This window comes from Enterobacter cloacae complex sp. S2, from assembly GCF_015159675.1.
Classification (GTDB): domain Bacteria; phylum Pseudomonadota; class Gammaproteobacteria; order Enterobacterales; family Enterobacteriaceae; genus Enterobacter; species Enterobacter intestinihominis.
In genome coordinates, this window is sequence record NZ_JADDTS010000037.1 from 75030 (window position 1) to 97395 (window position 22366).

The window sequence follows — 22366 nt, forward strand, 5'->3', positions numbered from 1 at the left end:
CCCACGCGCTAGCATGAACCTTTCCGTTTATGGAGCGCGTATGGGTCTGTTTAATCGTATAAAAACATCGTTTCGCGCCCTTTTTCCCCGCCGTTATGCCTGGCCCGGTATGGATATTTCGCTTCCGGGTGGGCAGCAACTGCACCTGGTGGGAAGCATTCATATGGGCACGCAGGATATGTCCCCCCTGCCCTCCGGCCTGATTAAACTACTGAAGCGCGCCGACGCGCTGATCGTCGAAGCCGACATCTCCGGCCATGAATCGCCGTTTGCCGGTCTGGAAAGCGACCGCCCCCTGGCTGAACGTCTTAACGAGACGCAGCTGGCTGAGCTTACCCGTCTTGCGGATGAGTCCGGCGTCTCGCTCTCAATGCTCGACACCCTGCCCCTGTGGCAAATTGCCATGGTGCTACAGGCAACCCAGGCGCAGCGCCTGGGGCTGCGCGGCGATTACGGTATCGATTATCAACTGCTGAATGCGGCACGGGCGTGCAACCTGTCCGTCATTGAACTGGAAGGCACGGACAGCCAGATTGCGCTTCTTCGCCAGCTTCCTGATGACGGTAAGATGCTACTGGATGATACCCTGACCCACTGGCACACCAACGCGCGTCTGCTGCAAACGATGATTGGCTGGTGGCTGGATGCGCCGCCCGCAGACGGTAAGCTGGCGTTACCGTCGACGTTCAGTGAATCGTTGTATGATGTGCTGATGAACGCGCGCAACCAGGCGTGGCGGGAGACGCTGTATGCCCTGCCTGCCGGTCGTTATGTTGTCGCGGTTGGCGCGTTGCATTTGTACGGAGAAGGGAATTTGCCGTCGCTGCTGAAATAAAAAAATGGCCAATATTTCTATTGGCCCGTCAAAGAGGAATTTCATCGTTTTTATTATACCGAAGTGACCTTCGGCTACGCCGATTGTCGCTCAAAGTAACCATCACTGCCAATACTATTGCGCAAGATGGTGCTATTTTTTAGACAAACGTCAGGCGTATGCTGCTGGCATGAACCGTCTGTCGTAAGAAGGATAGCCATGACTCCCGCCGTTAAATTACTCGAAAAAAACAAAATTTCTTTCCGGATCCACACCTACGATCACGATCCGAACGAAACCAACTTTGGTGATGAAGTGGTGCGCAAGCTGGGGCTGAACGCGGACCAGGTTTACAAAACGCTGCTGGTCGCGGTGAATGGCGATATGAAGCACCTCGCCGTGGCAGTGACGCCCGTCGCCGGACAGCTTGATCTGAAGAAAGTGGCCAAAGCGCTGGGAGCGAAAAAGGTCGATATGGCAGACCCGATGGTTGCGCAACGCACTACGGGTTATCTGGTCGGCGGGATCAGCCCGCTCGGCCAGAAAAAGCGTCTGCCGACCCTGATCGATGCGCCTTCGCAGGAATTTGAGACGATCTATATTTCTGGCGGCAAACGCGGGCTGGATATCGAACTGGCCGCAGGCGATCTGGCGAAAATGCTGGACGCGAAATTTGCGGATATTGCGCGCAGGGATTGAGAAAATTGCCCGGTGGCGCTGCGCTTACCGGGCCTCCGATTCGAATGTAGGCCGGGTAAGGCGTAGCCGCCACCCGGCACAACACACCCGCACTACTGCCAGCTCACCTCGCCCTTCGGCTCATACGCGTTCACGTCAATCGGTGAATTTTGCTGGATAAACTGCTTTAACACTTCCGCATCAATAAACCCGGTATTTACATAGCCCGGTTTGTTATCGATATGCGGATAGCCGTCGCCGCCGGTGGCGTTAAAGCTTAACGTTGCCAGGCGGTAGGTTTTCGCCGGATCAACAGGTTCGCCTTTGATTTTGAGATCGTTGAGCTTACCGTCCTTCGCGACGAAGCTGACGTTAGCAAACTGCGGATACGCTCCGGAGTCCGGCTTCATCTGCGCCACGGCGGTCAGGTAGTCAATCACCTCTTTCCCGCTCATGTCCGCATACACCACCACGTTGCCAAACGGCTGCACTTTGAGCACGTCTTTATAGGTGATGTTTCCGCCTTCAATGGAATCACGAATACCGCCGCCGCTCATCACGCCGAAATCCGCATTCGTGCGCGCCATCTGCGCGGCCAGCACCAGACGCCCCATGTTGGTTTGTACGAAGCGGACTTTGCTGCGGTCCCCTTCCAGTCGTCCGTTAAGCGTGCCAATCTTCACGTCCAGCTGCGCTTTCCCTTTGCTCTGGAACGGCGTCAGCAGGGAGAGCATCTGCTGGTTTTCAGCGATCTCTGGCGTGTAGAGTACCCGCTCGCTTTTGCCGTCCGGGTAGGTTACTTTCTTCTTCAGGTTGACCGGGATGAGCTGATAGTGCACCAGCTTCATCTCGCCGTTACGGAATTCGAAATCCGCACGGCCTACGTATTTACCCCACTCGTGGGCCTGTACAATCCAGATCCCGTTCTGACGATCCGGCGCGCACGGCGTGCCGGGCACATAATCTACCTGCTTTTTATTCTCAGAAGCCATGCAGACCGGATCCTGCGAATGACCGCCCACAATCATCGCCAGCGAGCCCGCAGGAAGGCTGCGCGCCATCTCCACGTCGCCCGGCGCGTTAGAGCCGTGCTGACCGTTGTCGTAATGCCCCATGTGGGTGGTAGCGATAATCACATCCGGTTTTTCATTCTGCTGCAACTCCTGGATCACCAGCTTCGCTTCGTCCGCCGGTTTACGGAATTCGATGTCGGTGAAAAATTCAGGGTTGCCAATTTTGGCCGTATCGTCGGTGGTTAAGCCGATGACCGCGATCTTCAGATCCTGACGCTTAAACAGCGCCCACGGTTTAAACAGGCGCTCGCCGGTGCTTTTCTGATAAATATTGGCGGAAAGGAACGGAAATTTGGACCACTTTTCCTGCTGGCGCAATACGCTCAGCGGGTTATCAAACTCGTGGTTTCCGACCGCCATCGCGTCGTAACCAATTAAATTCATGCCGCGGAAATCAGGCTCGGCATCCTGCAAATCAGATTCCGGTACGCCGGTATTAATATCCCCGCCCGACAGCAACAGCACGCTGCCGCCCTGAGCCGAGACCTCTTTACGAATGCCGTCCACCAGCGTTTTTTGCGCCGCCAGGCCATATTCACCGTATTCGCTGCGCCAGAAATGGCCGTGATGATCGTTAGTATGCAGAATGGTAATTTTATAGGTTTTATCTTTTTCATACGCCTGCGCGGGCAGGCTTGTCAGCCCCCATGCGGCGATGAGCGCCAGCGCGACGCCACGCTTTATTAACTTCATCTTCTCTCTCCCTGACCCATAGACAAACGCAAAAATTACAGTGACTCACAAGAATAGACAAATAAGTTTTCAGAATTGCGACTTTCTTCAAATGTCACGGACGAGTATGTTAGTCGGATAATAATTACTCCCTGCATCTCTAATTACAAATTGACGTGGTATTTATGGCAATCAGTGAATCAACCCAGCCTGTTCAGGGCGTTCCGGCGTCGCCGCCGAAATCGCGCACTTCCTTCAAAGTATTAGGCGCAATCAGTCTCTCTCATCTGCTCAACGACATGATCCAGTCGCTGATTCTGGCGATCTACCCGCTGTTGCAGTCTGAGTTCTCATTAACCTTCGTGCAGATCGGGATGATTACCCTGACCTTCCAGCTGGCCTCTTCGCTGCTACAGCCGGTGGTGGGCTACTGGACGGACAAATACCCGATGCCATGGTCGCTGCCCATTGGGATGTGCTTCACCCTGAGCGGGCTGGTGCTGCTGGCCATGGCGGGCAGCTTTGAGGCGGTACTGGTTGCCGCGGCGCTGGTAGGAACCGGTTCATCGGTGTTCCATCCGGAATCGTCCCGCGTGGCGCGTATGGCCTCCGGCGGACGCCACGGGCTGGCGCAGTCTCTGTTCCAGGTGGGGGGGAACTTTGGTAGCTCCCTCGGTCCTCTGCTGGCGGCGGTAATTATCGCGCCTTACGGCAAAGGCAACGTGGCGTGGTTTGTGCTGGCCGCGCTGCTGGCGATTGTCGTCCTGGCGCAAATCAGCCGCTGGTATGCCGCGCAGCATCGCGTAAATAAGGGAAAACCTGTCGCGAAGATAACCAATCCCCTTCCGCGCAATAAGGTGATCCTTGCCGTCAGCGTGCTGCTGGTGCTGATTTTCTCGAAATATTTCTATATGGCGAGCATTAGCAGCTATTACACCTTCTATCTGATGCAAAAATTCGGATTATCGGTACAAAACGCCCAGTTCCATCTCTTTGCCTTCCTGTTTGCGGTGGCGGCAGGCACGGTGATTGGCGGCCCTGTGGGAGATAAAATCGGACGTAAATATGTGATTTGGGGCTCTATCCTCGGCGTTGCGCCGTTTACGCTTGTTTTACCGTACGCAACGCTGGAATGGACCGGAATATTGACAGTGATTATAGGTTTTATTCTCGCGTCGGCGTTTTCAGCCATTCTGGTCTATGCGCAGGAGCTGCTGCCGGGACGTATCGGTATGGTTTCCGGTCTCTTTTTCGGTTTTGCCTTTGGCATGGGCGGCCTTGGCGCCGCCGTGTTAGGGATGGTTGCAGACCACACCAGCATCTTCCTGGTCTATAAAATCTGCGCTTTCCTGCCACTTCTGGGGATGTTGACCATATTACTGCCTGACAACCGTCATAAAGCGTAACTACACGGCTGCCAAAGTTAAACTTTGGCAGCCGGATAACCTGATGCCATAAGGATTTCCTCTCCCTCCCCTCAGCAAATTTATCAAAATCTGCCTTTTTTCGTGCTTATTGCCTTTTTATTGTGATTTCAACAATTATTCATAAACATAAGCGTAAAAATTGTCATAAACTATTAATCGGCTTTTTGGTATTTGCACCAAAAATGGATCACCCATCGCGAAAGGAGACGGAATGCACCACGCCACACCGCTTATCACCACCATTGTTGGTGGACTTGTGCTCGCTTTTATCCTCGGCATGATTGCCAACAAACTGCGTATTTCGCCCCTGGTAGGCTATTTGTTAGCGGGCGTGCTGGCAGGACCCTTTACGCCGGGTTTTGTCGCAGATACCAAACTTGCACCGGAGCTGGCGGAACTGGGCGTTATCCTGCTGATGTTTGGCGTCGGACTGCATTTTTCCCTGAAGGATCTGATGGCGGTAAAGTCGATCGCCATACCGGGAGCGATCGCCCAGATAGGGGTGGCGACGCTGCTGGGCATGGCGCTTTCGGCGGTGCTGGGCTGGTCAATCATGACCGGTATCGTATTTGGGCTGTGTCTTTCAACCGCCAGTACCGTGGTGCTGCTGCGCGCGCTTGAAGAGAGGCAGCTGATAGACAGCCAGCGCGGGCAAATCGCGATTGGCTGGCTGATAGTTGAAGATCTGGTGATGGTGTTGACGCTGGTACTGCTGCCCGCCGTCGCCGGGATGATGGAAAAAGAGAATATCGGCTTCGCTTCGCTGGCGCTGGATATGAGCATTACCATCGGTAAGGTTGTGGCGTTTATTGCCATCATGATGCTGGTGGGCCGCCGTCTGGTGCCGTGGATCATGTCCCGCAGCGCCGCCACCGGCTCGCGTGAACTGTTCACGCTTTCGGTCCTTGCGTTGGCGCTGGGCATTGCCTTTGGCGCTGTCGAGCTGTTTGACGTCTCCTTTGCGCTGGGCGCATTCTTCGCCGGGATGGTGCTGAACGAGTCCGAGCTGAGCCACCGTGCCGCGCACGATACTCTGCCACTACGTGATGCGTTCGCGGTGCTGTTCTTTGTCTCCGTCGGGATGCTGTTCGACCCGATGATCCTCATCCAGCAGCCGCTGGCCGTGCTGGGTACGCTGGCAATCATCATCTTTGGTAAGTCCGTTGCCGCCTTCTTCCTGGTGCGGATGTTCGGTCACTCGCCGCGCACGGCGCTGACCATCGCCGCCAGCCTGGCGCAGATTGGCGAGTTCGCCTTTATTCTGGCTGGTCTGGGGATGGCCCTGAACCTGCTGCCACAGGCTGGGCAAAATCTGGTGCTGGCGGGGGCGATCCTCTCCATCATGTTGAACCCGGTATTGTTTGCCCTGCTGGAGAAATATCTCGAGAAGACTGAAACCCTCGAAGAGCTGACGCTGGAAGAGGCGACAGAAGAAGAGAAACAGATCCCGGTGGATATCTGCAACCACGCGCTGCTGGTCGGTTTTGGCCGCGTCGGCAGCCTGCTGGGTGAAAAACTGATGGCTCAGGGCATTCCACTTGTAGTGATTGAAACGTCACGCACCCGCGTCGACGAACTTCGCGAACGCGGCATCCGCGCGGTGCTGGGCAACGCGGCTAACGAAGAGATTATGAATCTGGCGCATCTGGACTGCGCTCGCTGGCTGCTGCTCACTATCCCGAACGGTTACGAGGCTGGCGAGATTGTCGCCACAGCCCGTGAAAAATGCCCGCATGTCGAAATCATAGCCCGCGCCCATTATGATGACGAAGTGGAGTACATTACCGAGCGCGGCGCGAATCAGGTGGTGATGGGTGAGCGTGAGATTGCGAATACGATGCTGACAATGCTGACGAAGCCGCCAGTTGAAGAGGCGGTGACGGGGTAAGTTTTGTGCGGCCTGGTCCCCTCACCCTGGCCCTCTCCCCAAAGGGGAGAGGGTGTTCAAGTTCCCTCTCCCCTTTGGGGAGAGGGCCAGGGTGAGGGGTCTTCTTTTACCTGTCCCAATACGCCTCTTCGAGGCTGTCTTCCCGTTCCGGCAGCCCACGCGTTAAGCGCGGTGAATGCTGGTTCAGCACCTGATAACTCACGCGGTTCGCGTACTTGCACACCTGCGCCAGTGAGGAATAGGTCAGCCAGTTGAAGGTGTGTTTGCTGGAATTCGGCACATTGGTTTTGTGGTAGGCGTTAGCGGTGATGTCGTGCAGCAGCGCGGCCAGCGCACCGTCGCCCGCGCCGTTAGTGTTCATGATCTTCTCGGGGCCACCCATATACGGTGCAATGTGGGAGAAGATACGCAGCGGGTTGATGCAGTCTTTATGACGCATGGCGCGGCTGAACTCGTACTGGTTAAATTCGGCGATAGCGCCCGGCAGCAGCGGGTGCTGGGTTTTCCGCTTGCTCTCTTCTTCCGTGAAGCCCGCCATGTACAGCCCGACCGGCCCGGCGGTGCAGAGCACCAGATCCACCCAGTCCAGCGCCTTATCAGACGCCAGCAGCGGATCGCTTTCGCCGGTCAGCGCTTCGGCTTCTTCTTCATTCATCGCCAGAATCGAGACGTGTTCTTTCAGGAAGGCCTGCCACCACTCCGGGTTGTCGGCAATCACGAATTTGGTGCCCAGCGTCAGAACCACAGGCACGTTGTATTTCTTCGCATACTCAATTGCCTTCATGGTTGCGTCCGGCATTGGTTCGCCCGGCTTGCAGCGCACCAGATAAGACGTCAACACCAGCGCAGACGCGCCCGCGATCACCTCTTCCGGAATACTTTCAGCGCGTAGCTTGTTCATATGGCCGGGGCTGATGGCAAAGGTACGCTCGCCGGAATCGCTTATCAGCGTAAAGCAACGACCAATCGGCCCGTCAACGCCCTGCAAATAGTTCAGATCGGTGCGGCTGGAGGTATTGCACAGGTAGCGGTAGGCGTAGCCACCGATTTCGATATTGCTGCACATCACGCCAAGCAGCACCGAGCGGTCGTCTGCCAGAACGGAGTAGTTGTGCATGGTGTTACCGATGGTGCCGCCAGCAAACTGGTGGGTGATAAGATTTTCGCGCATCAGGTCCTGATACAGCGCTTCGGCAACGTCATCCTCAATCACCAGCGAGTGCCCGGCGCTCAGACCGTAACGTGCGACAAACGCATCATCCACTTTGGCTTCAATGTCCACCAGCGTCTGATCGATACCGACCACCCAGGCAGCGCTGGTTTCGCTTTCCTGCTGAATTTGCTGTAACAGCGGATCGCGGGCATCGACGGGGAAATAGTGTTTGGACTTACGTTTACCGGGAAATTTCATGGTCTGAACTGTGCAAAGAATACGGGCCGGGAATGGTAGCACAAACCCGGCCCGTAACGCGATCAGCGGCGGGTGGTGACCAGTGACACCATCATATCGATGTGTTCAGGGGAGTCGTTAAGCGCAGGAATGTATTCGTATTTCGTTCCGCCGGCCTCCATGAAGAACTCTTTGTTCTGGACGGCAATCTCTTCCAGCGTTTCCAGACAATCCGCCGAGAAGCCCGGCGACATAACCTGAATGTGCTTCACGCCCTTCTCGCCCAGCATTTTTAGCGTTTCATCAGTATACGGGGTCAACCACGGTTCACGACCGAAGCGCGACTGGAAGGTCATCATCACCTTCTCAGGCGGCAGGCCGAGGGCGGAGACCAGCTCGCGGGTGGTATCGCGGCAACGCTGGGGGTAATCGTCCCCTTCGTTCGCGAAACGCTGCGGAATACCGTGATAGGAGAGCAGCAGCAGATCCGGCTCGCCGTGTTTTTCAAACGACGCGCGCGCGCTGCTGGCAAGCGCCTGAATGTACAGCTCGTTATCGGCGTAGTCGCGGATAAAGGTGATGCCCGGTATACGGCGGCGGGTCGCCAGAATGCGTGCCAGTTCGTCCCAGACGGCAGCCACCGTGGAGCACGAATACTGCGGATAAAGGGCCAGCACCACAATGTGTTCAACGCCCTGCGCCAGCAGAGAGTCGACGGCGCTTTCCAGGGATGGCTTACCGTAGCTCATACCGAGCGCAACGGGCATGTCCGGCAGACGGGCGGCCAGCGCCTTCTCCTGACGACGGCTGTAGACCATCAGCGGCGAGCCTTCTTCCATCCACACGGACTGATAGAGCTTTGCTACACGCGGAGAACGAATCGGCAGAATGACACCACGCAGCAGTGGCCACCACAGCAGTCTTGGGGTATCCACGACGCGCGTGTCGCTTAAAAATTGTCGCAGGTAGCGTTTTACCGCCGCTGGAGTAGGTGCTTCTGGGGTGCCCAGATTGGCAAGCAGGATGCCGGTTTTCGCCTGACTCATTCACGCCTCTTAACCATTTGATAGGCTGTCAATTGTAGCGGAAATGCGTTTAAACGAAACCCATTGCTGTAATAGGTAAGATGAGAATTTTTCTCACCCGGGGCTCCGGGTGAGAGAGGTGCGCTTAGCCGAGGATTTTTTCCAGCTCTGCACGTACGTCAGCCACGGCTTTGGTGCCGTCAACTTTCGCGTATTTGGTGTTACCCGCCTGCGCCTCTTTGGAGTAGTAGCCGATCAGCGGTGCGGTCATCTGATGGTATTCCACCAGGCGTTTACGCACGGTTTCTTCCTGGTCGTCTTTACGGGTGGTCAGCTCTTCGCCGGTCACGTCGTCTTTGCCTTCAACCTTAGGCGGGTTGAATTTGATGTGGTAAACGCGGCCAGAGGCAGCGTGCACGCGACGGCCAACGATACGGTCAACGATCAGTTCGTCCGGTACATCGAACTCCAGCACGTAATCCACGTTGATGCCCGCTTCTTTCATGGCGTCAGCCTGAGGAATGGTGCGCGGGAAGCCGTCCAGCAGGAAACCATTGCGGCAGTCTTCCTGAGCAATGCGCTCTTTTACCAGCGCGATAACCAGTTCGTCGGTCACCAGCTTGCCTGCGTCCATGATGTCTTTAGCTTGTTTGCCCAGCTCGGAGCCAGATTTAACAGCGGCACGCAGCATGTCACCAGTAGAGATTTGCGGAATACCGTATTTCTCCATGATGAACTGAGCCTGAGTTCCCTTACCCGCGCCCGGAGCGCCAAGCAGAATAATACGCATTGCGAAAATCCCCTCAAATGTCGATTCAATTTTTCAAAAGCGCTAAACAATACCACCAGAACGGGTATCGCTCAAGGAAGGCGGGGAGGCTGAAACGGTTAACGGGGGGAGATTATTTGGGTGAGTGCGAGAATGCCCCCTCACCCTAACCCTCTCCCCAAGGGGAGAGGGGACGATTATACCCTCTCCCCTTGGGGAGAGGGCCAGGGTGAGGGGTAGGTTTTGTATTACGCCAGCAGCAGCGCATTCACACGTTTAATGAACAGGTTAGGATCTTCCAGGGTGCCGCGCTCGGCCAGCAGGGACTGATCCAGCAGCAGTTCAACCCACTCCGCAAAGCGGGCGTCGTCCTGGGTATCCGCCGCGCGTTTCACCAGCGGATGATCCGGATTAAGCTCAAAGATATATTTCACTTCCGGCACGGCCTGGCCCGCCGCCGCGAACAGTTTCGCCATCTGGGTGCTCATTTCGTCCGCATCGGTGGTGACAATGGCTGGCGTATCGGTCAGACGGTGCGTGAAGCGCACCTCTTTCACGCGGTCGCCCAGCAGGGTTTTCACGCGCTCAACGAACGGCTCCAGCGCCTTCTCGGCTTCCTTCGCGCTGTCGTCCACTTCATCCGCCAGCTTATCGATAGACTCGTCGGCTTTAGCAACGGACTGGAAGGATTTACCGTCGAACTCGGTCAGGTAGTTCATCATCCACTCGTCGATGCGGTCAGACAGCAGCAGCACTTCGATGCCTTTCTTACGCAGCAGCTCCAGATGCGGACTGCTCTTCGCTGCCGCATAGCTGTCGGCGGTGATGTAGTAGATCTTCTCCTGCCCTTCTTTCATGCGGGAGACGTACTCTTCCAGCGATACGGTCTGGGCGGAGGAGTCGTTGTGCGTAGAGGCGAAGCGCAGCAGTTTAGCGATAGCTTCCACGTTCGCGGTGTCTTCCGCCGGGCCTTCTTTCAGCACCAGGCCGAACTGTTTCCAGAAGGTCTGGTATTTTTCCGCATCGTCTTTCGCCAGTTTTTCCAGCATCTGCAACGCTCGCTTGGTCAGGGCGTTACGCAGGTTACGGGTGACGGTGCTGTCCTGGAGAATTTCACGGGAGACGTTCAGCGGCAGATCGTTGGAATCTATCAGGCCACGCACAAAGCGCAGGTAGTTCGGCATGAACTGCTCGGCGTCGTCCATGATGAAGACGCGCTGCACGTACAGCTTCAGGCCGTGCTTGTGATCGCGGTTCCACATGTCCCACGGCGCCTGCGCCGGAATGTACAGCAGGCTGGTGTACTCCTGCTTCCCTTCCACACGGTTGTGGCTCCAGGTCAGCGGGTCGGTAAAGTCGTGGGCGATGTGCTTGTAAAACTCGTTGTACTCGTCGTCTTTAATTTCAGCTTTGTTGCGCGTCCACAGCGCCTGCGCCTTGTTGATTTTCTCCCAGGAAACCACGGTTTCGCCGTCTTTCTCTTCCTGTTTTTCAATCTCCACCGGCAGCGCGATGTGGTCAGAATATTTGCTGATGATGGAGCGTACGCGCCAGTCGTTCAGGAAATCGTCTTCGCCTTCGCGCAGGTGCAGAGTGATTTCGGTGCCGCGATCCGCTTTGGTGATATCATCAACGGTGTATTCGCCTTCCCCTTTGGATTCCCACAGCACGCCGTTTTCGGCGCTGTCGCCCGCGGCGCGGGTGCGCACGGTGACTTTATCCGCCACGATGAATGCCGAGTAGAAGCCTACGCCGAACTGACCGATCAGCTGGCTGTCTTTCGCCTGGTCAGAGCCCATGGACTCGAGGAACGCTTTGGTGCCGGATTTAGCGATGGTGCCGAGATGGTCGATCACCTCGTCGCGGTTCATCCCGATGCCATTATCGGCAATCGTCAGGGTGCGGTTCTCTTTATTAAAAGAGACGCGCACGCGCAGTTCGCCATCGCCTTCGTACAGATCCGGGTTGGACAGCGCACGGAAGCGCAACTTGTCCGCCGCATCGGAGGCGTTGGAAATCAGCTCACGCAGGAAGATTTCTTTGTTGGAATACAGGGAATGGATCATCAGGTGCAGAAGCTGTTTTACTTCTGACTGGAAACCACGGGTTTCTTGTCCTTTCATCTAAGTCGACCTCAACAATGCCATTTAATGGGGTTGTAAAACGTTGAGTGAGAGATGGGGATAAGGGGGGGAATTTTCAAGCGGAGGCCGCGCACGCAGCCTCCGTTTGGTCAGAAAATAATCTTGTGTCGTCCGGCCAGCGAGTGCGACAGCGTGGTGCCGTCGACCATCTCCAGCTCACCGCCGACCGGCACGCCGTGGGCGATGCGGCTGGCGTCAACGCCGTACTGCGCGCACAGCTCGGCGATGTAGTTGGCGGTTGCCTCCCCTTCCACCGTCGGGTTGGTGGCGAGGATCACCTCTTTGATCGTCTCGGACTCAAGACGCTGTTCAAGACGATCGAGACCGATATCATCCGGGCCGATGCCGTCCAGCGGGGAGAGATGCCCCATCAGCACGAAATAGCGGCCGGAAAACTGCCCGGTTTGTTCGATGGCGTAGATGTCCGCCGGACTCTCCACCACGCAAATCTGACCGTTTTCCTGACGACGCGGGTTCGTGCAGATGTTACAGACGTCCTGCTCGGTAAAGGTCCGGCAATCCGCACAGTGACCAATTTCTGACATGGCGCGGGTCAGAGCCTGCGCCAGGCGCATCCCGCCGCTGCGGTCGCGCTGCAATAGCGTAAACGCCATACGCTGCGCCGACTTCGGGCCAACGCCCGGCAGGCAGCGCAGTGCTTCCATTAACTGCGTGAGCAGCGGACTGGTTTGCATCAGAATGGCATCTTAAAGCCCGGCGGCAGTTGCATACCGCTGGAAACAGAGGCCATTTTCTCTTTCTGGGTTTCGTCGATACGGCGAGCGGCATCGTTAAACGCGGCTGCAACCAGATCTTCCAGCATCTCTTTGTCGTCTTCGAGCAGGCTCGGGTCGATTTCAACGCGACGGCAGTTGTGCGCACCGTTGATGGTCACCTTGACCAGACCGGCACCCGATTCACCCGTGACTTCCAGCTGAGCGATCTCTTCCTGCATCTTCTGCATTTTTTCCTGCATCTGCTGAGCCTGCTTCATCAGGCCACCCAGACCGCCTTTTCCACCAAACATAGGCTTCTCTCTTCTTTCACGTTAAGGATTACAACCGTAAGTCAGACTCACGATCAAAGGGGGCGAATACTCTCTTCATCCAGATCGGCGTCGAAGAACCGGCGCAGGGTCTGGATGTTGTTATCCGCGATAATCGACTCGCGCGCCTGCGCGAGCTTCTCTTCATAAATCGCCTGTCGCCACTCGAGCGGCGTTTTCACCGCCGGATTATCATCTTCAATGATAGTCAATTCAACCGGCACACCCTGTAATGCGGTAAGCGCCTCGGCCAGCGCCTTTTGCGCGCCTGGGGAGTTGAGGTGCCGCTGGCCAGGGCGCAGGTGCAGACGCACCTGATTGCCTTCCTGCTCTTTCCAGGCATTCAGCGCGACCTGCTCCACCAGCTTCGGCAGTTGAAGTTTGCTGACCTCAGCGGCCCAGGCGTCGCGCTCGATGGACTCTTCCGCGAGCTTCGCGGACAGCTCCGGCGTTTTTTCATGCTCAAGCGCCTTTTTCAGCGCTTTTGGCGTGGCGACCACTTCCTTGACCGTTTCAACAACGGTAGTCGCCTTCCAGCGGTATGCCTCTTCTTTCGCCGGGGCTTTTTGCTCGAGCGCGGACGGTGCCGGACGCGACTGCACGCGCTCCGTTACCGAGGCCAGTCGTTCAAGCGCGGCGTTGTTCACCGGCCGCGCTCTTGCAGGCGCTGCCGGTTCACTCTTTTTTGGTTTGGTTGCTCCCTGCGCACGTTGCAACTGGCTTCGTGCGGCAAGCACCGAACTGGTGGCATCCGACAGCGGCACGTTCTGCGGCGGCGGCGATGCCGGTTGCGGTGGCACCTGCTGCGGTGACATTACCGCGGTCGGCGCAACCGGCGCAAAGGACTGCCGGGGCGTTTCCGGCTCCGGCAATGGCTTGCGCGGATGGAAGGCCAGCGCGCGCAGCAGCGTCATTTCAACGCCCATCCGGCGATCCGGTGCAAACGGCAGCTCTTTGCGGCCAATCAGCAGCGTCTGATAATAAAGCTGAACATCAGCCGGCGGCACGGTGCGCGCAAGTTCACGCATCCGCTGTTCAATGGTCGCCATGTCCGCGCCAATGGCCGACGGAGACAATTGCAGCATCGCCACGCGATGCAGCAGGCTGAGCATCTCGACCAGCAGCGCTTCCCATTCAATGCCACGGGCGGCGGCATCGTTGACGAGGGTCATTACCCGCTCACCGTTGGCGGCGATCATCGCTTCGATAAGCGACAGCGCCTGATCGTCATCCAGCGTGCCGAGCATGGTGCTAACCGCGTCAGTGGAAAGCTTACCGTCACCGCTGGCAATTGCCTGGTCAGTCAGGCTCAGCGCATCACGCAGGCTGCCGTCCGCCGCGCGGGCCAGCAGCTGCAGGGCGCGCGGCTCGTGAACGATCTTCTCTTCATCAAGAATGTGTTCAAGCTGAGCGCGGATCTGCTCAACGTCCAGCGCCTTCAGATGGAATTGCAGGCAGCGCGACAGGATCGTGACCGGCAGCTTTTGCGGATCGGTGGTCGCCAGCAGGAATTTGACATGCGCAGGCGGCTCTTCCAGCGTTTTCAGCAGGGCGTTGAAGCTGTGGCGCGACAGCATGTGCACTTCATCGATCAGATAGACCTTGAAGCGGCCGCGCGCCGGGGCGTACTGCACGTTGTCGAGCAGATCGCGGGTGTCTTCCACCTTGGTGCGCGAGGCGGCGTCGATCTCGATCAGATCGACAAAACGCCCCTGCTCGATCTCACGACAGTTGTCGCACACGCCGCACGGGGTGGCGGTGATCCCGGTTTCGCAGTTCAGACCTTTTGCCAGCAGACGGGCAATAGAGGTTTTACCGACGCCACGGGTGCCGGAGAAAAGATAGGCGTGATGGATGCGACCTAGCGACAAGCCGTTCGCCAGGGCCGTCAGCACATGTTCCTGACCGACAACGTCAGCAAAGGTTTGTGGTCGCCATTTACGGGCTAACACCTGATAACTCATGGGCAGGCTCTGCAACGCTGGAAGGTGAATTAATGGAGGGGAATGCTATCACAACCTCACCCATTGAGCGAGGTTGTGAGATACGGGATTAATGTCCCGGGAAAGGCACCAGGCTGTAGCTGGTAATACCCTGTTTTTCCAGGCGCTGCTCGCCGCCGAGATCGAACAGGTTGATGATGAAGGCCGCGTCGGTCACTTCCCCGCCCAGACGACGGATCAGCTTCACGGTCGCTTCGATGGTGCCGCCGGTTGCCAGCAGATCGTCCACCACCAGCACTTTGTCGCCTGGCTTGATGGCATCAACGTGAATTTCCAGCTGATCGGTGCCGTATTCCAGCTCATAGCTCTCAGCAATGGTTTCACGCGGCAGTTTGCGCGGCTTACGCACCGGCACAAAACCCACGCCCATCGCCAGCGCAACCGGTGCGCCGAACAGGAAGCCACGGGCTTCGGTACCTACTACTTTGGTGATCCCGGCGTTTTTATAACGCTCAACCAGCAGTTCAATGCTGAGGGCGTACGCTTTCGGGTCTTCCAGCAAGCTGGTGACATCACGGAAAAGAATGCCAGGCTTTGGATAATCCTGGATACTTTTGATGCTATTTTTCAGATATTCAAGCTGCTGTGCAGTTGCGGTCATCGGTTTGTGCCTAAATGAAACAGTGTTACTCACGGCGCGCGACGAGTCGGTCAAAGTAACAGTTGTTTAACCTTTGACCAGGCGCACCTGTGCTCGAAAACGGTCGAATTTACTGGCTGTGCGCCATAATTGCAACCGCCATGATGAGGCTTCAGTGCTTTTGTTGCTTTTCATCAACCACGGGGATCCGCCACATGAAGATCAGCAGGCACGCCAGGATCGCCAGCAGCAGAATGCGCACCCACATCATTTTCACCAGCCATAACGAGACGGCGAAGGTGATCAGGATGAAGGCAATGGCGCGCGGCTTGGCCCCGGGCGGCATGGCCCGGTGTTTTTGCCAGTGCCGCAGGTAGCCGCCAAACCACGAACGGTACAGGAGCCAGTGGTGAAAACGCGGCGACGAGCGGGCGAAGCACCAGGCGGCCAACAGGATGAACGGGGTGGTCGGCAGCAAGGGCAATACGATGCCCAGCGTACCCAGCACTACCGCGAGCCAGCCAATGATGATTAAAATAGTACGCTGCATAATGCGAATCGTTATCAAACTGAACGGCTACTTTACCACTGGAGAGCGCATTGAAAACAGCACTGCTTCTTGAGAGGCTGCAAAATCAGCTGATCGCGCTGCGGGCGCAGGCCACACCGCTGATGGGACATGCTACGCTGAAACCGCGCTTTGATCGGCAGCTCTTCCGCACCCGCAGTACCGTCATTCAGGATTACCTTGCTGAAATGCAGACCAACCTCGACGAGCTTCGCCACGCGGTTGAGAGTGAACAGCAGGAACAGGTGGTGTGGCTTGCGGAGCATCTTACCGAGCAGATCACCGCCCTGCACCGCGAAATCGCCGCCTGGCCGCTACGGGCGTGGGACAGCGCCTCGCCTGGGCTCGGAAAATGGCAGCGCAAGCGGCTGGAGAACCAGGAGTTTGAGCGGCGTCTGTTTGAGATGAAGTGTGAGCGCGAAGCCCGCCTGACCACCAGCGAAACGCTGCAAGAGCAGCAGTTATTAATGCGTGAAATCAGCGCGCTGGAAGGCCGCATCGTCCGCTGCCGTCAGGCGCTGGATGAGATTGAACGCGTCATTGAACGCCTGACCCGTTAACAGGAGCCACTAATGTCACTGGAAAATGCCCCCGACGAGGTCAAGCTGGCCGTCGATTTAATTATGCTGCTGGAGAATCACGAGATCCCGGCGGAGACGGTGCTGAAAGCGCTGGAGATTGTGCGGCGGGATTTTGAGGGAAAGGTGAAGGCCGGTTGCCCTCACCCGCACCCTAGCCCTCTCCCTGGAGGGAGAGGGGACCGTTAGGTGCGGTTTGAAAGATCTGCACTGATTCGCTTTTTACCCTCTCCCCTCTGGGGAGAGGGCAGGGTGAGGGGCGGAGTTTTCGTCACCCTTAATCTCGCGCTTCACTTCCGTATGTTCGTCACCTTTCTCGTTACGCAGGTGAACTTCAAGCTGGTTGAAGGCGATATTAATGTTGTTTTCACGGCACAGACGGTCAATGGTGCGGTTCAGCTCATCGACGGTGTAGCTGCGATCGCGTAGTTCGCGTACGTACAGGCGCAGCTCATGATCCAGCGTGCTTGGCCCGAAGGTGGTGAAGAACACGTCAGGCGCAGGATCGTGCATCACTTTAGGATGTGATTTCGCGGCTTCCAGCAGGACCTCTTTCACTTTATCCAGATCTGAACCATAGGCCACCCCGAGTCGGACCACCACGCGCGTCGTAGTATCCGAAAGCGACCAGTTGATCAGTCGCTCGGTCACGAAGGCTTTGTTCGGGATGATCACCTCTTTACGATCGAAGTCAGTGATGGTGGTCGCACGAATACGGATCTTGCTGACGGTTCCGGAGAAGGTGCCGATGGTGACGGTATCGCCGATACGCACCGGACGTTCGAACAGGATTATCAGGCCAGAAACAAAGTTACCGAAGATCTCCTGCAAGCCGAAGCCCAGACCTACCGACAGCGCCGCCGCCAGCCACTGGAGTTTATCCCACGAGACGCCCAGCGAGCCGAATACCGTCATCGCCCCGACAATAATAATGACGTAGTTCAGGATGGTGGTAATGGCATACGACGCCCCCTGACGCAGGTTCAGCCTTGAGAGCACCAGCACTTCCAGCAGACCAGGCAGGTTGCGGATCAACGCCCAGGCCACCACCGACGACACCAGCGCAAAGAGCAGGCTGCCCATGGTGACGCTTTTCATTACCGCAGCGCCCGCTTCGGTACCGTTGTATTGCCAGAGGGTGATACTGTCGAGGTAGGCGAAGACGGTAATTAAATCAGACCAGATGGCCCAGAACATCACCGCAAACAGCGCAATCATCACCAGCATGGTAATACGCATCGTTTGCTGGTTGACCTGCTCCAGGGCAATGGTCGGCTCTTCCTGCGGCTCCGCCCCTTCAGCCCCCTCTTTAACCTGATGCTGTCGACGGGCAACAGCGCGACGATACGCAATGCGGCGCGCCGCCACGCTCAAACCGCGCAGCACGGTCTGGAACAGCAGGTTCCACAGGATCACCAGATACACGGTTTCAATCCAGCGGCCTGACAGACGAAGCGTGGTATAGAAGTAACCCGTTGCCGTCAGCACCATCAGCGCCAGCGGAATGATCGCCAGCACCGTTACGGTAACCAGACGAAGATTGTGGGACTCTTTATCACGCCAGCTGTCGCGGCACATCGGCCACATCAGGACGGCTATCAGCAGCAGGTTCAGCATAATTACCAGCTGTCCCAGCACGTCATCCATCAGATGCAGCGGCGAAAGCTCGGCCACAACGGACCAGAAGTGCAGCGGCAACAGCGCGAGGCTGATACGTACAATCTGGCGACGCCAGTGGCTGGTGAGTTTCTCCGGCATGTTGAAGTGTCGGACCGCGACGCCATCTTTTTCCAGCACTTTCCAGCACAGACCAAACACCAGCCAGAACAGCGCCAGCTTTTTGCTGAACGCCCACAGCAGGTCGCTGATATTGAGCTGCATGGTCAACAGGATCAGGCCGACGGCGAGGATCAGCAGGCAGACCGGCAGAGCACGGATCAGATCGATCAGGATCGCTTTCGGGGTGTGCAGCTGGCTGTCGTTACGCAGTTGCCCCACTTCCGAGGCCAGCTTCGCCTGGTACTGCTTCAGCCATTTCAAACGCCAGCGTATTACTCCGGCGATGAGCAGCAAAGGCAGACCCGCAAGGAAGGCAATCATTACCGCAGGCCAGGCTTTCTCCCAGTTCACGGTAATTTTCATGCTTTTGATCTGGGATTTCAGCGTTTCAGGGAAAGATTTAAACCAGTCCCAGTCCATGGGTTTGTTGCTGTTCACCCAGAAAATCTGCTGGGTCAGGATCTCCTGGAGGCTTTTAGACACGCTCACCAGCTGCTGCTGGTTGATTTGCAGGTTAATCGCCATCATCAGCTGGTTGCCCAGCTGCTTATTAAGCTGATCGAGCAGTTCGCGGCGCATATCCACAACCTGCAACAGCGCGTCGTGAACTTCACCGTTTACTTCACTTGAATGGCCTTCTTCCACTTTGGCAACAAACGTATCGCTCTGGAACAGGGCATCGCGCTGCTGGTTAACGTCAAACTGTTCAAGACGCAAATCCGCAATGCGGTTGGTCATGTCTTCCAGCTCGTCGGCGGACGGCAGCGTCTGCTGCTGCTGGTAAAGAATGCGCGACAGCAGCAGGCTTCCCTTCAGGACGGCAATCTGCTCTTTGACATTGCGCTCAGCCTGCAAAGCGCGATCCAGCCAGTTTTTGACTTTAATATTCTGCTGCACCAGCGCGCTGCCGTTTTCAGTCGCCTGAATCAGGCGCTCGCTCAGCTGATGGTTAATTTCCAGCTCCTGCTTCACCAGCGGATTGGCCTGGATACGCGCCGTTTCGTCTGGCGAGACCGCTTCCTGCGCCGTTTTTTCGGTCAGCGTCAGGCGCTTGCTGTTCACCGCCTCCTGCAACAGCTGAAGCTGATGCTCGAGCCGGTTGATATTCGCGTTCACGTAGTCACGCTGTTTTTGCAGCGCATCCTGCAACACCGTGTTGCCTTCCAGACTCTTACGCTGCTGTTCAATCTCCGCGTTCAGCAGCGTCTGCTGGATGTTCAGCAGCGTTTGCTGGGTCGGTCGAAGCGCCCCTTCCCCCACGGTAATGCCATTCAGACGGTTACGTATCTGCTGTAGCTGTTGCGATGCAGAATACATGGCGTTCTGCACGCGCTCAGGCTGGGTTTGCAGCGAAACCAGCTGGCTGTTATAGGTCGAGAGATCGGACTGCGCCGTTTGCAGATCGTCCAGCAGCTGCGCCACGCGCGACTCGAGCTGGCGCAACGAAAGCGTGGCAAGCGTTTTTCGGGTTTCATCGTCGTTATCAACGTCGCTAAGCGCGTTCAGGGCCTCCGTTGCTTTACGCATGTTCTCCGGCGCCTGAGCGACCTTCTGCCGCAACTGGGCCGTTTCGGCTTTGATGCGATCGATCTTATCCAGCGTATCCAGGGTTTCCGTCAGGTCCTGCTGAACGAGCTTTTCCTGGGCGGAGAGATCTTTTTGTTTATTCAGGGTGTCGAGTTGCGACTGAACCTCGGCACGCGTCGGGACGTCACTGCCGTTGTCTGCACGGGCCCAGGAATGCGGTGCGGCTGCAAAGAAAAACAGCAGGATCAAAAAAACGGCCAGAACAGAATGTGTCGAGCGATAGGTGTGCAGCATAGTCGTGAATGTGATCTGAGAAATGACCGAAAATAGTCGGGCGTGAAGAATATCACGCCCGGCTTAAGCAGAATAGCGGGAAGGTAATCCTCTAAGACATTTCCTGGAAAGATTCAGGCAGTAAGCGGCGCTCCCTCGCTGCGGAGGGTCGGGCAAAGCTGGCACATCTCCAGGAAAATCGCGACGTAGCTGCGCGCCTCTGATTTCAGATCGAACGACTGCGGGGCGAAAAGCCAGTTTTCCATCAGGCCGGAAATATAGCTGCGCATCAGGATCGCCGCCCGGCGCGTTAACAGCGTAGCGGGAAGCATGTCGGCCTGCATACATTCCTTAAGAACTTGCTCGATGCGATCGTAGCTTTCCAGACACAGGTCGCGCTGCGCCTGCTGAACCACCGCCATTTCGCCAACAAACTCACATTTATGGAAGATGATTTCCATCATCAGACGTCGGCGTTCTTCCACAACAGTCGCTTCAAGGATATATACTAATATTTCTCTTAATACTGAGAGTGGATCGTGAGGGAATTTTGCCCGATACTCACTCTCAAGATCGCTGATGCTGGACTCTGAAAGCTCCCAGATTTCACCAAACAGATCTGACTTGTCTTTAAAATGCCAGTAAATCGCTCCCCGCGTGACGCCCGCGGCCTGAGCAATCTGCGCCAGCGAGGTTGCCGAAACACCCTGCTGTGAGAACAAACGCATTGCCACATCCAGAATGTGTTGTCGGGTTTCCAGCGCTTGTTGTTTGGTTTTTCGTGCCATACGTTGATGAATTTACAGGAGTCAGATTTACATACATTTATGAATGTATGTACCATAGCATGACGATAATATAAACGCAGCAATGGGTTTTTAGACTCAGGACCCTTGATCAATTTGAAATCGGACACTCGAGGTTTACATATGAACAAAAACAGAGGGTTAACGCCTCTGGCGGTCGTTCTGATGCTCTCAGGCAGCTTAGCGCTTACAGGATGTGACGACAAAGAGGCTCAACAAGGAGCTCAGCAGGTGCCAGAAGTTGGCGTCGTGACGCTCAAATCCGAACCTCTCCAGATGACAACAGAACTACCGGGCCGCACCAGCGCCTATCGCATTGCAGAAGTACGTCCGCAGGTGAGCGGTATCATCCTGAAACGTAACTTCACCGAAGGCGGTGATGTGAAAGCAGGTGAGTCTCTTTATCAGATTGATCCAGCAACCTATCAGGCGTCTTATGAGAGCGCTAAAGGCGATCTGGCGAAAGCAGAAGCGGCAGCCAAAATTTCGCAACTGACGTTGAATCGTTACAAGAAACTGCTCGGCACGCAGTACATCAGCCAACAGGATTACGATTCTGCCCTGGCCGATGCACAGCAAGCCAATGCAGCCGTTGTGGCGGCGAAAGCGGCGGTAGAAACCGCGCGTATTAACCTCGCCTACACCAAAGTGACCTCCCCTATCAGCGGTCGCATTGGTAAATCAGCCGTCACGGAAGGTGCGCTGGTGCAGAACGGTCAAACCAACGCGCTGGCCACCGTGCAGCAGCTTGACCCGATCTACGTTGACGTTACACAGTCCAGCAACGATTTCCTGCGTCTCAAACAGGAGCTTGCCAGCGGACAACTGAAACAGGAAAACGGTAAAGCCAAAGTTGAACTGGTTACCAACGACGGTATCAAGTTCTCACAGACAGGCACACTGGAATTTTCTGATGTGACCGTCGATCAGACCACCGGCTCTATCACCATCCGGGCTATTTTCCCGAATCCGGATAAAACCCTGCTGCCGGGTATGTTCGTACGCGCCCGTCTTGAAGAAGGGACTAACCCAAGCGCCATTCTGGTTCCGCAGCAAGGTGTGACCCGTACGCCACGCGGCGATGCGAGCGCGCTGGTTGTGGGTGCCGATAACAAAGTCGAAACACGCAATATCACTGCAACGCAGGCGATTGGCGACAAGTGGCTGGTAACGGAAGGTCTGAAAGATGGCGATCGCGTGATTATTACTGGTTTGCAAAAAGTTCGTCCTGGCGCGCAGGTCAAAGCTCAGGAAGTGAAATCTGACGACAAACAACAAGCGTCGGCCGCTGGCCAGTCAGAACAAACCAAGTCTTAACTTAAACAGG

The 22366-nt window shown here is 56.3% G+C and carries 19 protein-coding genes and 1 other annotated feature; of the genes, 7 read left to right on the forward strand and 12 right to left on the reverse strand.

The window, feature by feature from the left end; genetic code table 11:
• The first annotated feature begins 40 nt into the window (after positions 1-40).
• Together IPZ49_RS17370 and ybaK are read left to right on the forward strand one after the other, a co-directional pair.
• A complete protein-coding gene (locus tag IPZ49_RS17370) occupies positions 41-835 on the forward strand; it encodes a TraB/GumN family protein (protein WP_023299471.1) in 795 nt (264 codons plus the stop codon).
• A 198-nt stretch (positions 836-1033) separates the two neighbouring features.
• Entirely contained in the window at positions 1034-1513 is a 480-nt protein-coding gene (gene ybaK, locus IPZ49_RS17375; RefSeq protein WP_010428207.1) for a Cys-tRNA(Pro)/Cys-tRNA(Cys) deacylase YbaK, read from the forward strand.
• A gap of 92 nt (positions 1514-1605) precedes the next feature.
• Here the strand turns inward: ybaK and ushA are convergent, their stop codons facing one another.
• Positions 1606-3258 (reverse strand): bifunctional UDP-sugar hydrolase/5'-nucleotidase UshA, encoded by a 1653-nt coding sequence (ushA, locus tag IPZ49_RS17380; protein ID WP_023305601.1) that lies wholly within the window; start codon positions 3256-3258, stop codon positions 1606-1608.
• A 164-nt stretch (positions 3259-3422) separates the two neighbouring features.
• Between ushA and IPZ49_RS17385 the strand changes: the two genes are divergently transcribed.
• Positions 3423-4643 carry an MFS transporter gene (locus tag IPZ49_RS17385; protein ID WP_193762856.1) on the forward strand — a complete coding sequence of 407 codons (1221 nt, stop codon included), beginning with the start codon at positions 3423-3425 and terminating at the stop codon, positions 4641-4643.
• 232 nt (positions 4644-4875) lie between these two features.
• A complete protein-coding gene (gene ybaL / locus IPZ49_RS17390; RefSeq protein WP_063146582.1) occupies positions 4876-6552 on the forward strand; it encodes a YbaL family putative K(+) efflux transporter in 1677 nt (558 codons plus the stop codon).
• A gap of 106 nt (positions 6553-6658) precedes the next feature.
• On the opposite strand, the gene IPZ49_RS17395 is transcribed toward ybaL, so the two are convergent.
• From IPZ49_RS17395 to IPZ49_RS17435, 9 genes are all read right to left on the reverse strand, one after another.
• A complete protein-coding gene (locus tag IPZ49_RS17395) occupies positions 6659-7963 on the reverse strand; it encodes an inosine/guanosine kinase (protein WP_063146583.1) in 1305 nt (434 codons plus the stop codon).
• Between the two features lie 62 nt (positions 7964-8025).
• Positions 8026-8988 carry a ferrochelatase gene (hemH, locus tag IPZ49_RS17400; protein WP_017383216.1) on the reverse strand — a complete coding sequence of 321 codons (963 nt, stop codon included), beginning with the start codon at positions 8986-8988 and terminating at the stop codon, positions 8026-8028.
• A 124-nt stretch (positions 8989-9112) separates the two neighbouring features.
• Positions 9113-9757, reverse strand: a complete 645-nt coding sequence (adk, locus tag IPZ49_RS17405) for an adenylate kinase (RefSeq protein WP_022647279.1) — start codon at positions 9755-9757, stop codon at positions 9113-9115.
• Between the two features lie 227 nt (positions 9758-9984).
• Complete coding sequence (gene htpG, locus IPZ49_RS17410) at positions 9985-11859, reverse strand: molecular chaperone HtpG (RefSeq protein ID WP_015571245.1); 1875 nt, start codon at positions 11857-11859, stop codon at positions 9985-9987.
• 110 nt (positions 11860-11969) lie between these two features.
• Positions 11970-12575 carry a recombination mediator RecR gene (recR, locus tag IPZ49_RS17415; protein WP_006809843.1) on the reverse strand — a complete coding sequence of 202 codons (606 nt, stop codon included), beginning with the start codon at positions 12573-12575 and terminating at the stop codon, positions 11970-11972.
• The gene (locus IPZ49_RS17420; RefSeq protein ID WP_003858972.1) at positions 12575-12907 is read right to left on the reverse strand and encodes a YbaB/EbfC family nucleoid-associated protein; all 333 of its coding nucleotides are present in this window, start codon (positions 12905-12907) and stop codon (positions 12575-12577) included. Before IPZ49_RS17420 ends, recR begins: the two co-directional genes overlap by 1 nt.
• 53 nt (positions 12908-12960) lie before the next feature.
• On the reverse strand, positions 12961-14889 hold the full coding sequence (gene dnaX, locus IPZ49_RS17425) for a DNA polymerase III subunit gamma/tau (protein WP_023299467.1): 1929 nt from the start codon (positions 14887-14889) through the stop codon (positions 12961-12963).
• Positions 13567-13631, reverse strand: a sequence feature (DnaX frameshifting element). It overlaps the preceding gene by 65 nt.
• A gap of 88 nt (positions 14890-14977) precedes the next feature.
• Positions 14978-15529 carry an adenine phosphoribosyltransferase gene (gene apt, locus IPZ49_RS17430; RefSeq protein ID WP_000127359.1) on the reverse strand — a complete coding sequence of 184 codons (552 nt, stop codon included), beginning with the start codon at positions 15527-15529 and terminating at the stop codon, positions 14978-14980.
• 151 nt (positions 15530-15680) lie between these two features.
• Positions 15681-16058 carry a DUF454 family protein gene (locus IPZ49_RS17435; RefSeq protein ID WP_001189855.1) on the reverse strand — a complete coding sequence of 126 codons (378 nt, stop codon included), beginning with the start codon at positions 16056-16058 and terminating at the stop codon, positions 15681-15683.
• 50 nt (positions 16059-16108) lie between these two features.
• On the opposite strand from IPZ49_RS17435, the gene priC reads away from it, so the two are divergent.
• Complete coding sequence (gene priC / locus IPZ49_RS17440) at positions 16109-16636, forward strand: primosomal replication protein N'' (RefSeq protein WP_022647276.1); 528 nt, start codon at positions 16109-16111, stop codon at positions 16634-16636.
• Positions 16637-16648: 12 nt separating this feature from the next.
• Positions 16649-16843 (forward strand): pleiotropic regulatory protein RsmS, encoded by a 195-nt coding sequence (rsmS, locus tag IPZ49_RS17445; protein WP_022647275.1) that lies wholly within the window; start codon positions 16649-16651, stop codon positions 16841-16843.
• A gap of 33 nt (positions 16844-16876) precedes the next feature.
• On the opposite strand, the gene mscK is transcribed toward rsmS, so the two are convergent.
• Positions 16877-20254 carry a mechanosensitive channel MscK gene (gene mscK, locus IPZ49_RS17450; RefSeq protein WP_048966012.1) on the reverse strand — a complete coding sequence of 1126 codons (3378 nt, stop codon included), beginning with the start codon at positions 20252-20254 and terminating at the stop codon, positions 16877-16879.
• 113 nt (positions 20255-20367) lie between these two features.
• Positions 20368-21021, reverse strand: a complete 654-nt coding sequence (gene acrR / locus IPZ49_RS17455; RefSeq protein WP_032624732.1) for a multidrug efflux transporter transcriptional repressor AcrR — start codon at positions 21019-21021, stop codon at positions 20368-20370.
• Positions 21022-21162: 141 nt separating this feature from the next.
• Here acrR and acrA point away from each other — a divergent pair, with 141 nt between their 5' ends.
• Positions 21163-22356 (forward strand): multidrug efflux RND transporter periplasmic adaptor subunit AcrA, encoded by a 1194-nt coding sequence (gene acrA, locus IPZ49_RS17460; RefSeq protein ID WP_022647272.1) that lies wholly within the window; start codon positions 21163-21165, stop codon positions 22354-22356.
• Positions 22357-22366: the final 10 nt, after the last annotated feature.